Annotated in this window: 11 protein-coding genes; 4 read left to right on the forward strand and 7 right to left on the reverse strand. The window is 53.5% G+C overall.

Annotated elements, in window-relative coordinates; genetic code table 11:
* Positions 1–63 precede the first annotated feature (63 nt).
* The 3 genes from pldB to ACU8YC_RS23130 all read left to right on the forward strand — a co-directional run bounded on the left by pldB (position 64) and on the right by ACU8YC_RS23130 (position 2871).
* Positions 64–1080, forward strand: a complete 1017-nt coding sequence (gene pldB, locus ACU8YC_RS23120) for a lysophospholipase L2 (protein ID WP_370607872.1) — start codon at positions 64–66, stop codon at positions 1078–1080.
* 15 nt (positions 1081–1095) lie between these two features.
* On the forward strand, positions 1096–1896 hold the full coding sequence (gene yigL / locus ACU8YC_RS23125; protein ID WP_151217234.1) for a sugar/pyridoxal phosphate phosphatase YigL: 801 nt from the start codon (positions 1096–1098) through the stop codon (positions 1894–1896).
* A gap of 75 nt (positions 1897–1971) precedes the next feature.
* Complete coding sequence (locus ACU8YC_RS23130) at positions 1972–2871, forward strand: carboxylate/amino acid/amine transporter (RefSeq protein ID WP_003844634.1); 900 nt, start codon at positions 1972–1974, stop codon at positions 2869–2871.
* On the opposite strand, the gene metR is transcribed toward ACU8YC_RS23130, so the two are convergent.
* Positions 2759–3712 carry an HTH-type transcriptional regulator MetR gene (gene metR / locus ACU8YC_RS23135; protein WP_003841224.1) on the reverse strand — a complete coding sequence of 318 codons (954 nt, stop codon included), beginning with the start codon at positions 3710–3712 and terminating at the stop codon, positions 2759–2761. The two genes, ACU8YC_RS23130 and metR, sit on opposite strands and share 113 nt — an antisense overlap.
* Before the next feature lie 117 nt (positions 3713–3829).
* Between metR and metE the strand changes: the two genes are divergently transcribed.
* The gene (metE, locus tag ACU8YC_RS23140; protein ID WP_151217232.1) at positions 3830–6091 is read left to right on the forward strand and encodes a 5-methyltetrahydropteroyltriglutamate--homocysteine S-methyltransferase; all 2262 of its coding nucleotides are present in this window, start codon (positions 3830–3832) and stop codon (positions 6089–6091) included.
* A 37-nt stretch (positions 6092–6128) separates the two neighbouring features.
* Here the strand turns inward: metE and ACU8YC_RS23145 are convergent, their stop codons facing one another.
* The 6 genes from ACU8YC_RS23145 to fdrA form a co-directional block, all read right to left on the reverse strand.
* Positions 6129–7022, reverse strand: coding sequence for a LysR substrate-binding domain-containing protein (locus ACU8YC_RS23145; protein WP_151217230.1), 894 nt, complete (start codon positions 7020–7022; stop codon positions 6129–6131).
* Between the two features lie 77 nt (positions 7023–7099).
* Positions 7100–8323 carry a cytosine permease gene (locus tag ACU8YC_RS23150; protein WP_187260258.1) on the reverse strand — a complete coding sequence of 408 codons (1224 nt, stop codon included), beginning with the start codon at positions 8321–8323 and terminating at the stop codon, positions 7100–7102.
* A 25-nt stretch (positions 8324–8348) separates the two neighbouring features.
* Positions 8349–8741, reverse strand: coding sequence for an allophanate hydrolase-related protein (locus ACU8YC_RS23155; RefSeq protein WP_151216376.1), 393 nt, complete (start codon positions 8739–8741; stop codon positions 8349–8351).
* A gap of 15 nt (positions 8742–8756) precedes the next feature.
* Positions 8757–9716 carry a carbamate kinase gene (gene arcC, locus ACU8YC_RS23160; protein ID WP_210905527.1) on the reverse strand — a complete coding sequence of 320 codons (960 nt, stop codon included), beginning with the start codon at positions 9714–9716 and terminating at the stop codon, positions 8757–8759.
* Positions 9713–11134, reverse strand: a complete 1422-nt coding sequence (locus ACU8YC_RS23165; protein ID WP_151225763.1) for a YlbE family protein — start codon at positions 11132–11134, stop codon at positions 9713–9715. Before ACU8YC_RS23165 ends, arcC begins: the two co-directional genes overlap by 4 nt.
* On the reverse strand, positions 11131–12690 hold the full coding sequence (fdrA, locus tag ACU8YC_RS23170; RefSeq protein WP_187260260.1) for an acyl-CoA synthetase FdrA: 1560 nt from the start codon (positions 12688–12690) through the stop codon (positions 11131–11133). Before fdrA ends, ACU8YC_RS23165 begins: the two co-directional genes overlap by 4 nt.
* Positions 12691–12737 lie beyond the last annotated feature (47 nt).

Here is a 12737-nt window from a genome sequence, read left to right on the forward strand (position 1 = left end):
GTTAGGTTGTGTCAGCGACGGTGAAAAAAACGATTTTACTTGGTCAGCGAGGCTGGATACCCGATGTTTCAGCAGCAAAAAGACTGGGAAACAAGAGAAAACGCGTTTGCTGCTTTTTCCATGGGGCCACTGACAGATTTCTGGCGTCAGCGGGAAGAAGCGGAATTTACGGGTGTGGATGATATCCCCGTACATTTTGTTCGTTTTCATGCAGAAAAAAACGATCGCGTCATCGTCGTCTGTCCTGGACGCATTGAAAGCTACGTGAAATACGCTGAACTGGCGTATGACCTGTTTCATTCTGGTTTTGACGTGCTCATTATCGACCACCGTGGCCAGGGGCGCTCCGGGCGCATGCTGTCGGATCCGCATCGCGGTCATGTCGATAACTTTAATGACTATGTCGACGATTTAACCGCCTTCTGGCAGCAGGAAGTGCTACCCGGTCCGTGGAGAAAGCGCTATATACTGGCGCATTCGATGGGCGGTGCGATTGCCACATTGTTCCTGCAGCGCCACCCGAATCAGTGTGATGCCATCGCGCTTTGCGCGCCGATGTTTGGTATTGTGATGCGCTTTCCCGACTGGATGGTGCGCCACATTCTGGACTGGGCTGAAGGGCATCCACGGATCCGCGAAGGCTATGCGATGGGCACCGGGCGCTGGCGGGCGCTACCCTTCGGCATGAATGCGTTAACTCATAGTCGACAGCGCTATCGGCGCAATCTACGTTTCTATGCTGATGAGCCGCGGCTACGTGTAGGCGGCCCGACCTACCATTGGGTACGTGAAGGTATTCTGGCAGGCGAACAGGTTCTGGCTGGTGCGGGAGATGACGCGACGCCGACCTTACTAATTCAGGCCGAAGAAGAGCGTGTGGTGGATAACCGCATGCACGATCTTTTTTGTGAACTCCGCGCCGCGGCGGGCCATCCTGTAGAAGGAGGTCAGCCGCTTGTCATAAAAGGCGCGTACCATGAGATCCTTTTTGAAAAGGACGCAATGCGCTCAGTCGCGCTTAACGCTATTGTCGAATTTTTCGACAAGCATAACTCATCCAGCGGAACCCGCTTTGCCTAGAGGTTTAATTTTCTTATGTATCAGGTTGTTGCGTCTGATTTAGACGGTACGCTGCTTTCCCCCGACCATACTTTGTCCCCTTATGCCAAAGAGACGCTGAAATTACTGACTGCTCGTGGCGTTAACTTCGTGTTTGCGACTGGCCGTCATCATGTTGATGTGGGACAAATTCGCGATAACCTCGGTATTAAAACCTACATGATCACCTCCAACGGTGCGCGGGTGCATGATTCTGATGGAAATCTGGTGTTTTCTCATAACCTGGATCGCGACATTGCCAGCGACCTGTTTGGCGTAGTGAATGCAAATCCGGACATCGTGACCAACGTTTATCGTGATGATGAGTGGTTTATGAACCGCCATCGCCCCGACGAAATGCGCTTTTTCAAAGAAGCTGTGTTTAACTATTCCCTGTTTGAACCTGCGCTACTGGAGCCGGAAGGCGTCAGCAAAGTTTTCTTCACCACCGATTCTCACGAAAGATTGCTGCCGCTGGAGCAGGCGATTAACGCCCGCTGGGGCGATCGCGTCAACGTTAGCTTCTCTACGCTTACCTGTCTGGAAGTCATGGCGGGCGGCGTATCGAAAGGTCATGCGCTGGAAGCGGTAGCGAAAGCGATGGGCTACAACCTGAAAGACTGTATCGCTTTTGGCGACGGGATGAACGACGCGGAAATGCTCTCCATGGCGGGCAAAGGCTGCATCATGGGCAACGCCCACCAGCGTCTGAAGGATCTGCATCCGGAACTGGAAGTCATCGGACTCAACGCCGACGATGCCGTGCCGCACTACCTGCGCGATCTCTTTTTAAAGTAATTGTTCTTTAGTTGACCAGTTGTCAACTAAACTCTCCGCTACAATGGATGTTCCCTGTTCTAAGAGACATCCATTGTGGCGCTACTCATCATTACCACTATTTTGTGGGCCTTTTCCTTCAGCCTGTTTGGCGAGTACCTTGCTGGTCATGTCGATAGCTATTTTGCAGTGCTGGTGCGCGTTGGACTCGCGGCGCTGGTTTTCCTGCCGTTTTTACGTACCCGTGGGCACAGCGTAAAAACAATCGCGCTGTATATGCTGGTGGGGGCCATGCAGCTTGGCATTATGTATATGCTGAGTTTTCACGCCTACCTGTATCTGACGGTTTCAGAGCTATTGCTTTTCACCGTGCTGACGCCGCTCTACATCACGCTGATTTATGACCTGATGAGCGGGCGGCGTCTGCGTTGGAGCTACGCTTTCAGTGCGTTACTGGCGGTGATTGGCGCGGGGATTATTCGTTACGATCAGGTAACCAGCCACTTCTGGACTGGCCTGCTGCTGGTGCAGCTTTCCAACATTAGTTTTGCCATCGGTATGGTGGGCTATAAGCGTCTGATGGAAACCCGCCCAATGCCACAGCATAACGCTTTTGCCTGGTTTTACATGGGGGCCTTTATGGTGGCTGTCGTGGCCTGGTTCATGCTGGGCAATGCGCAGAAAATGCCTACCACTACGCTACAGTGGGGTATCCTGGTATTTCTTGGCGTGGCGGCGTCCGGCATTGGTTACTTTATGTGGAACTACGGTGCGACCCAAGTGGATGCAGGTACGTTGGGCATCATGAACAATATGCATGTGCCAGCCGGGCTGTTGGTCAACCTGGCTATCTGGCATCAACAGCCTCACTGGCCAAGCTTCATCATTGGCGCGGCTGTGATAGTGGCCTCACTGTGGGTACATCGAAAGTGGGTCGTTCCGCACTCCGCACAAACGGCAGATGATCGCAGGCGTGATTCCGCGCTGAGCGAATAAACGCTTCCGTGACCGGCTGCCGCTGCTCGCCATCACGCACGGCGGCGTACAGTCGGCTCCACAATCCATCGCCCAGGGTTTTGGTCACCACCAGGCCCTGGCGTTCAAAACTCTCCACCACCCAGTGTGGTAACGCGGCGATACCCATTCTGGCGGCAACCATTTGAATCAGCAGCAGGGTGTTATCCACGCTCTTCAGCGACGGGCTCACGCCCGCAGGCTGTAAGAAATGCCGCCAGACATCCAGTCTACTCCGTTGCACCGGGTAAATAAGCAGCGTCTCGCTGGCTAAATCTTCCGGTGTGATTTGCGTTTTGCTGGCTAACGGATGATCCGGCGCCAGTACCAGGCGGACTTCAAAATCGAACATCGGTGAGTAGTGCAGTCCACTGCGCGGCAGAATGTCGGAGGTTAATACCAGATCCAGCTCATCTTGCTGTAGCGCCGGTTGCGGATCAAACGTTACACCGGATTTAAAGTCCATCTCCACCTGCGGCCAGTTGGCACGAAAATTCTCCAGCGCGGGCGTCAGCCACTGGATACAGCTGTGGCATTCAATGGCGATTCGCAGCCGGGTTTGCTGCGGTTCGTTGCAGGCCTGCAGTGCCCGGCCAATTTGCGGCAACACCTGATTTGCCAGCTGCAGCAAAATTTCGCCCTGCGGCGTAAAGCGCAGCGGCTGGCTTTTACGGATAAAGAGTCGAAAGCCAAGGCGCTGCTCCAGATCGCTGAACTGGTGAGAAAGGGCGGATTGGGTCTGATGCAACGTCGCTGCGGCGGCTGCCAGCGAACCACTATTCCGCAACGCCTGGAGCGTTTTCAGGTGTTTAATCTCGATCATGAAAGTCCTTCACTTCGGCATGAACAAATTGCGCTTGAGGAATATACAGTACTTGCGAAATATAGCGGTGTAAACATCTGGATGGCTAAAACCTGCAAATTAAATAAGAGGCATATAATGACAATACTTAATCACACCCTCGGTTTCCCTCGTGTTGGCCTTCGTCGCGAGTTGAAGAAAGCGCAAGAAAGTTACTGGGCGGGAAATTCCTCCCGTGAAGAATTGCTGGCCGTTGGCCGCGAGCTGCGTGCCCGCCATTGGGATCAGCAGAAGCTGGCGGGTGTTGACCTGCTGCCGGTAGGTGATTTTGCCTGGTACGACCATGTTCTGACCACCAGCCTGCTGCTCGGCAACGTTCCGGCTCGTCATCAGAACAAAGACGGTTCGGTTGATATTGATACCTTATTCCGCATTGGTCGTGGCCGCGCACCGACCGGTGAGCCAGCGGCGGCGGCAGAAATGACTAAATGGTTTAACACCAACTATCACTACATGGTACCGGAGTTCACCAAAGGTCAGCAGTTCAAACTGACCTGGACGCAACTGCTGGATGAAGTAGACGAAGCGCTGGCGCTTGGCCATAAGGTGAAACCTGTGCTGCTGGGGCCGGTAACTTACCTGTGGCTGGGGAAAGTGAAGGGCGAACAGTTTGATCGCCTGAGTCTGTTGAACGATATTCTGCCGGTTTACCAGCAGGTGCTGGCAGAGCTGGCAAAACGGGGTATTGAGTGGGTGCAAATCGATGAACCGGCTCTGGTGCTGGAGTTGCCGCAAGCGTGGCTGGATGCCTTTAAACCGGCTTATGACGCCCTGCAAGGCCAGGTGAAGCTGCTGCTGACCACCTATTTTGAAGGCGTCACGCCGAATCTGGATACCATTACCGCGCTGCCGGTACAGGGGCTGCACGTTGACTTCGTGCATGGTAAAGATGATGTCGCCGAGCTGCACAAGCATCTGCCTGCCGACTGGCTGCTGTCAGCGGGTCTGGTGAATGGGCGCAACGTATGGCGCGCCGACCTCAGTGAGAAATATGCGCAAATTAAAGATATCGTCGGAAAACGTAATCTGTGGGTGGCCTCTTCCTGCTCTCTGCTGCATAGCCCCATCGATCTCAGTGTGGAAACCCGCCTTGATGCGGAAGTGAAGAGCTGGTTTGCTTTCGCCCTGCAAAAATGTGGCGAACTGGCGCTGCTGCGCGATGCGCTAAACAGTGGTGATACGGCGGCAATTGTGGCGTGGAGCGCACCAATTCAGGCTCGTCGTCACTCTACCCGCGTCCACAACGCCGCAGTGGAAAAACGTCTGGCGGCGATCACCGCCCAGGACAGCCAGCGCGCCAACGCTTACCCGGTTCGCGCCGAGGCACAACGTGCCCGTTTTAATCTGCCGGCATGGCCGACCACGACTATTGGCTCATTCCCGCAAACCACGGAAATTCGCGGCCTGCGTCTGGACTTCAAAAAAGGCAACCTGGATGCCGGTAACTATCGCACAGGGATCGCGGAACATATCAAACAGGCGATCGCCGAACAGGAGCGCCTGGGTCTCGACGTGCTGGTACACGGTGAAGCCGAACGTAACGACATGGTGGAATACTTTGGTGAGCATCTGGACGGGTTTGTCTTTACCCAGAACGGTTGGGTGCAGAGCTATGGCTCCCGTTGCGTGAAGCCGCCGGTGGTGATTGGCGACGTCAGCCGCCCGGAAGCGATCACCGTGGAGTGGGCGAAGTATGCTCAGTCGCTGACCGACAAACCGGTAAAAGGTATGCTGACCGGTCCGGTGACCATTCTCTGTTGGTCATTCCCGCGTGAAGACGTGACGCGTGAAACCATCGCGAAGCAGATTGCGCTAGCATTGCGTGATGAAGTCGCGGATCTGGAAGCGGCGGGGATTGGTATTATTCAGATTGACGAACCGGCACTGCGTGAAGGTTTACCGCTGCGTCGCAGCGACTGGGCGGCGTATCTGGAGTGGGGCGTGGAAGCCTTCCGCATTAACGCGGCAGTGGCGAAGGATGAAACCCAGATCCACACCCACATGTGTTACTGCGAGTTCAACGACATCATGGATTCCATTGCGGCGCTGGACGCGGACGTGATCACTATTGAGACTTCACGTTCTGATATGGAGCTGCTGGAATCGTTTGAAGAGTTCGACTATCCGAACGAAATCGGGCCGGGCGTCTACGACATTCACTCGCCGAACGTCCCGAGCGTGGAGTGGATTGAAGCCCTGCTGAAGAAAGCCGAGCAGCGTATTCCGGCAGAGCGTCTGTGGGTGAACCCGGACTGCGGCCTGAAAACGCGCGGCTGGCCGGAAACCCGTGCTGCGCTGGCCAACATGGTTAAAGCGGCGCAGAATCTGCGTCAGGCTTAACCTCTACAGCGGAGGCAAAAGCCTCCGCTCTTCCCTGTTAACTGGCATAAAGCGCCGGTTTCTTTAAATAGTCGATGCACCACTGGCACACTTTCCCCATTCCATCCGAACGGGCTGCCAGGAATAATTTTGTCGCATGTTTATGCTCGCGCATCGGTTTTTTCAACAGTTTGCCACTATTTAACAGCGGGAGCGCTAAATGGTGCGGGATATAGCCAATACCGACATTTTGTTCGATAAGTGCAATGGCGGTAGCGAAGTCTGGTACGAACAGCGGTTTTTGTCCCTCCAGTAACCATGCTTGTAACGGCGTAAAATTTACGGATGTATCACGAATACACACTGCGGTGTACTGGCGAAGTTCTGCGTTTTCCAGCGGATGGCGCTCACTGGCGAGCGGATGTCGCGGGCTGACGACAAAATCCCATTCAAGCTGGCCAATAGGTTCACTGACAATACCTTCAGTACTGGGGACGGCATGTGGCGCGCCAATCACCAGATCGGCACGTCTGCTGTAGAGCGCGTCCCAACAACCGTTGTATACCTCAAGGCAGACCGTCAGAGTTGTCGAGGAGAATTGTCGTTCGAAATCGTGGATAAACGCCACCAACAAAGGGGCGGGAATAATATTGTTCACCGCAATTGTTAATTCGCGCTCGACGCCATCATGGATCAGAGCGGTGTTACGCTTAAGCGCCTCCATATCACCGAGAATGGTCTTGCTATGTTCAATAAAATAGCGGCCAGCAGGTGTGATTTCGATATATCGACCTTTGCGAGTAAACAGCGCTACCCCCAGGCTTTCTTCCGCTTTTTTAATGGTGTAACTGATGGCTGAAGGCACCTTATTTAATTGTTCTGCGGCGATGCTGATGCTCTGATGCCTGGCGACCAGATGAATAACACGAAGGGTTTCGTCAGAGATGAACATAAGGTTTCCTGGTTGGCAGAGATCGGCTAAACCAATCCCGGTTCAGCCGTAATGTTAATGCCAATTATACCCAGGAACTAATGATGTTTGCCCAGTCGACTTAACAGTATATAAGCGATACAAGCTACAACAATCGAATCCACCGAAGGAATACTGGTTAGAGTGAAGAGGCCTTTTACCGTCATAAAACCTACAGCGGCGCCAAGGATCCATGCAACAAACGTCAGTACCTTAATCTGTGGCTCTTGCGTCAGGACCAATTCCTGATAACCATTTCGGCGATAGAGGAAAAAGTCGGCAATATAAATACCTGCTACAGGCGGCGTCGCGATACCGAGGAACAGTAGGAAGGGAATGAACCACGCCATAATATCCAGACTTCCGACTATCGCAGAGAGTACACCCAAGGCGATAGTAATTTGCCATTTAGGGAACCGGGTTAACAGTGTTGAAACCACTAACGTACCCTGAAACATATTTCCGGCATTCCCTGTTACACAGGCAAAGATCAGCAGCAGCGCGCCTGGCAATACGGCGCCAAATATTGTCATGGCTCCCAGCAGAGAACCCTGACCGCTGAGGGCGCTGGGCGTTGCGCCAGCCCAGTAAAGTAGCGGATAGGCAATTAGGAACGTCACAGCCGCTGAGATGAGAGCATGTTTGCGATTATGCACAAAGCTGCCGAAATCAGGTAGCGTAGCGACAAGCACGATAATGGTGCCGACGACGGTCGAGACAGCGACACCTGTATTCATGCTGACAACTTCCGCTGGCGTGGTGACTTCGCTGTGTGTCGCAATATAGAGGATATAGCACAGTACTAAGGCGATGATCGGCACCGCGACCTGTGCGACTTTACCCAATACGGCAAAGCCAAATGCCGTAGATGCGACGAATACCACGCAACCCGCTATCACCAGCAGAGGGACAGGAAGCGTTATGCCGTGCTGTAACAGTAAGTCATGGACAGAGTGACCAAACATATTTGCAGTCACGGCAATCCAGCCAAAAAGACTGATTGCCATCAGGATATTGATAGCAATGGCCCCTTTTTCACCGAAAGCGTACTTAACAATACCGTATGTCGGCAGACGGGCTTTTTCGCCAACGCTGATCGTGATGGCGGCAAGGATGGTAAGGATTAACCCACCCAACAGCACTACAGTAACCAGACTGCTACTGGAGAGTTGGTTGCCAAGACTTGAGGACGACAGCAAAACCGGTGTTACTGCGATCCCCAACAGAATCATGGCAATTCTCAAGCCTGATGCAGTATTCATACTCTCTTCTGTTTTACGCATATCCTGTTCCCTCTGTTAATGCGCATTACACGGTATGAAAATGACCGGTGTATTTGCGCCAGCTTCCTAATTCGGTAATTTCCCGTTGCCCTTCTGTCAGCCAGTTTTCCGCCAGTACACCCAAAACTTCACTGCCATCTTCGAGTTTGACTTTGCCGATTGCCAGTCCGGCTGGCTCACTCATCAGCAGTTCAGCAAAACTGGCCAGTGGTAATTGCCAAATTTCCAGAGCCACGTGAGTACCACCTTGGGCAACGCGGATCATCCCCGGATGTTGGTCGTTAATGCTCCACAAACGGTAGTGCGCATCAGTGCGGTCTTCGCGGATAAAGACACCGCCTGCTTTTTGCATATTTTTATTGAGTTCCAGGCCGCGCATCAGGGTTCCGTTGACGGCCAGTAGGGTTGTTGTAGTCATCTTATTCTCCTAAAGCTAAAGGGTTATCCATGTGCCGTTTTGATGGTCCAGTGCAGATTTGATCGCCTGCGGGCTGGTGATCAGACCGCTGGCGTTCTTGCCCTGTTGTCGGCTGGCATTCATGAAATCGAGAATTGCTTCGACTTTGGGCTGCATGCTGCCGACGCCAAACTGACCTTCTTGCAGGAGCTGTTCGGCTTGCGCGATGCTGAGCGTTTCCAGCCATTGCTGCTGTGGTGTGCCGAAGTTAATCGCCACTTTTTCCACGCCAGTCGGGATAACCAGCAAGTCCGCTCCCAGTTGGCTGGCAAGCAGCGCGGAAGCGAGATCTTTATCTATCACCGCCTCAACCCCCTGCAACTGGTGATGCGCATCGCGTATGACAGGGATCCCGCCACCGCCGCAGGCGATAACGATATAGCCCTGCCGCACTAACTGCGCGATAGTGTCTCGTTCAATGATTTCCAGAGGCCTTGGCGACGGTACGGTACGTCGCCAGCCTCGTCCGGCATCCTCCATCATCGTCCAGCCAAGCTGTTGCTGGCGTTCACGTGCAGTGTGTTCGTCCAGAAATGCACCGATGGGTTTACTTGGGTTAGCAAAAGCGTCGTCGTGCTGGCTGACCCGTGTTTGCGTGATGAGTGCCACAACCGGCTTATGGAGGCTGCGGCGCGCAAGTTCGTTATGCAGCGCTTTCTGAAACATATAGCCGATCGCGCCCTGAGTATCGCCGACCGCATAATCCAGCGGGACCGGCGAGACTTCACTGCTAGCTAACTCGGATCGACGTAAAATAAAGCCCACTTGTGGGCCATTGCCATGAGTCAGTACCAGGTCCCATCCAGCTTCGACCATATCGGTAATGTGCTTCACGCTTTCCATGACGGCCTCGTACTGATCGGAGATACTATTACGCCGATCGTCCTGAATCAGCGCGTTGCCGCCAACGGCAACGACAGCCAGAGGTTTATTCACGGTTTTTCTCCTTGTGCGACGATCCGCGCCAGCGCGGCAATGGCATCAACAAAACAGCGCATTGGCGCGGTCGTGATCCCTGCGCCAATCTGACCGACACCTGCCTGTTTATGGGCGATCCCCGTATTGATGACCGGTAAAATCCCCCTGTCGGCCACCTTACGTGCATCGATTCCCGCCGCGGTCGGAGCAAAATTGAGTGCTGGCAGAGTAAATGCCGGATTGCCGCCCAGGGTGATTGCCTGCATGCGTCTGCTGTTGTTGGTGGCATCTGCAGGTGTTCCGCCAACAAATTTCACAATTGCTGGGGAAGAAGCCATTGCAAAACCACCCACGCCCGCGGTTTCGGTAATAGCGCTGTCGCCAAGATCGGCGGCGGCATCGTCTACTCCATAGCCGGGGAAAAATAACCCTTCAACCGCATTGGCCGGAGCCTGGAACCACTGGTCGCCTGTACCCGAAAGACGAATACCAAAATTCACGCCGTTGCGGGCCATAACGGTAACCATGGAACTGAAAGGAACATTGGTTGCCGCGTCCATCATTGCTTTGCAGGCCGCCATCGAGAGATTAAGAAAGAAGTGATCATTGCTGGTAATGAAGGTGACCGTTCGCTGCAACTGCTCCGCAGGTAAATTACTGGACAACAGCGCAGGCAGTAGGCGTTTGATGAGCAGGCCGGTCGCGGCGGCGTTACGGTTGTGAACCTCGTCACCCATATGCAGCGCCTGGGCCATGAGTGGTTTTAGCTCCAGTTCTCCAAGACGAATGACAGCCGCTTTCAGTGCCGGTGCCAGCTCGTCACGCATCCAGTACAAGCGATTGAGTACCTCATCGTTGTTCGCTCCGAAGCGTAAAACCTTACCCAGCCCTTCATTAAAATTGCTGAACGTACGCTGACCGTTAGTCTTGTTCTCGATGACCCACAGCGGCATCGACGGACTGATAATTCCCGCCATCGGTCCAACAGCGTGATAATGGTGGCACGGTTCAAGTTCGATATCTCCCGCCAGAATCTGACACTCCGCCTCTTCATGGCTGGTGGCCCATCCTTCAAAGAGCATTGCGCCGATGATTGCGCCTTTTACCGGCCCACACATGTTTTCCCAGCTAATGGGGGGGCCGGAGTGAAGAATACGTTTACTTTTAGCCATTTCTGGAATTGCTTCATGAGCCTGCATAACATCGACCAGTACCGGTTGGGCGCTGAGATAGCGCTCCATGGCGATTTTATTCGCCTGTTCAACCAGCGGATGGTGTATTAAAGAGGCCAGCTCCAGTCCGGCATTCACATCTCCCTGTGCGGGCGGCTGCCAGCTCAACGCTATTGCTTCACCGCCGACTTTCTGAATATTGTTGGCGAAACTCTGTAATCCGGCGTTTACCACTTTCAGCGGCTGATTAAACAAGGTATTCATGCAATTACTTCCTTCTTCTCAATCTGAATCTGCGCCACGATGCTGGCCCATTGCGCAGCCTGGGCATTACAGTCAGCGATAATGACGCCAGCATCACGCAAAGCGCTGACCTGGCGACTTCTTTGCTGGGGATCGCTTTCGGTACCGCAAACGTGAGCAATCATCAGTGGTGCCTGCTGTTGATCAATCTGTGTGAGTTGTTCGAGTAATTCAGCAGCAGGTGCTTCAGAAGCACCGTATCCCAACACCAAATCGAACAGAACGACGGCGGTCTGCGGATCGTTAAGTTCAGCGAGCAGACGTTGATTGCGTAATGTCGGGTCGATCATGGGATGTGGCTTACCTCGGGTAAAATCGTCATCACCCATATCTATCAGCGTGTGGTTATGGCTTTGCCAGATATTGGCAAGCGTTTGGTTACCCGACACCGGCGTGTTTGATGCGGCGGTAAAACCGTTTTGCTGACAGATGAGCTGCGCTTCGTAGCAGAATGTTCCTCCTGCAAAAACACCGCGGATAGCCTGACGAGTTGGAGCCAAACGCTGGCAGGCTTGTTGCAGTGCAGTAAGGTCTGACGGTGAAGGCTGATAGCGAGTTTCCGTTAGTGGGCGTTTGTTTAGCAACGCGACGGCAAGGTCTGCTGCGCCAGCAAGGGTTGTCGCTGCGGTTACGTTTGGTCGCGTAACGGTTTGTGGGTCGGCTCCCAGGAAATTGACGACGACCGGCTTGCCGGCAGACTGCGCCAGTTGCAGAATACGTTCAGCTACCACTGATGACGGTGGTTTGGAAATCAATACGATGACGTGGGTGTCGTCATCATCCATGAGTGCTTGCAGCCCAAACAGCATCGAAATCCCGCCGATGTCTTCGCTCAGATCGTGGCCGCCAGTACCGAGCGCCTGAGAGATACCTGCACCCAGTTGGTCAATACGACAGGTGACTTCCTGTAATCCCGTGCCGGAGGCTCCCACCACGCCGATATGACCGCGGTTTACTACATTCGCGAAACCCAATGGAATGCCGTTAATAATGGCGGTTCCGCAATCGGGCCCCATGACGATACGGTTACGATCACGAGCGAGGTTTTTTATCGCTTTTTCTTGCTCAATGCTGACGTTATCGCTGAACATCATCACATTCAGACCAAGATTCAGCGCTTTAATGGCTTCCGCCGCGGCGTAGTCACCAGGGACAGAAATCAGCGCCAGATTGGCATCAGGCACTTTCTCCAGCGCCATTTCTATACTCACTATATCCGGTGTTTTTACACCCTCGTCACCTTCATCTTCCGGTTTACTGATCAGGCGTTGTTCTGCGATATCCAGCGCTTCGGCGCAGATATCCTCTTCTCCCATTACCGCTATGACCAGGTCGTTTGGCCCTGCTTTGACGTTGTCGCCAAGCCCGGCGTGACTAAGCTGCTCAAGATTTGTTGATGTTCCCATCACCACGGAAGCCTGCTGAATGCCTGGTAACGCGCTGATTTGCGCCGAAATCTGCATCAGGGATACGGAATCCTGATAGAGGTTTCTGAAAATTTTATTCTTTACTTTCATTGTGTTATGTCCGTCGTTTATCACCCGATAACAGATTTCGGGTACAG

This window comes from Citrobacter sp. VF227, from assembly GCF_052950715.1.

Excerpts from the sequence above, each read along its gene's own strand:
- pldB (WP_370607872.1), top strand. The coding sequence starts at position 64 with ATGTTTCAGCAGCAAAAAGACTGGGAAACAAGAGAAAACGCGTTTGCT.
- yigL (WP_151217234.1), top strand. The coding sequence starts at position 1,096 with ATGTATCAGGTTGTTGCGTCTGATTTAGACGGTACGCTGCTTTCCCCC.
- metR (WP_003841224.1), bottom strand. The coding sequence starts at position 3,712 with ATGATCGAGATTAAACACCTGAAAACGCTCCAGGCGTTGCGGAATAGT.
- metE (WP_151217232.1), top strand. The coding sequence starts at position 3,830 with ATGACAATACTTAATCACACCCTCGGTTTCCCTCGTGTTGGCCTTCGT.
- ACU8YC_RS23145 (WP_151217230.1), bottom strand. The coding sequence starts at position 7,022 with ATGTTCATCTCTGACGAAACCCTTCGTGTTATTCATCTGGTCGCCAGG.
- ACU8YC_RS23150 (WP_187260258.1), bottom strand. The coding sequence starts at position 8,323 with ATGCGTAAAACAGAAGAGAGTATGAATACTGCATCAGGCTTGAGAATT.
- ACU8YC_RS23155 (WP_151216376.1), bottom strand. The coding sequence starts at position 8,741 with ATGACTACAACAACCCTACTGGCCGTCAACGGAACCCTGATGCGCGGC.
- ACU8YC_RS23165 (WP_151225763.1), bottom strand. The coding sequence starts at position 11,134 with ATGAATACCTTGTTTAATCAGCCGCTGAAAGTGGTAAACGCCGGATTA.
- fdrA (WP_187260260.1), bottom strand. The coding sequence starts at position 12,690 with ATGAAAGTAAAGAATAAAATTTTCAGAAACCTCTATCAGGATTCCGTA.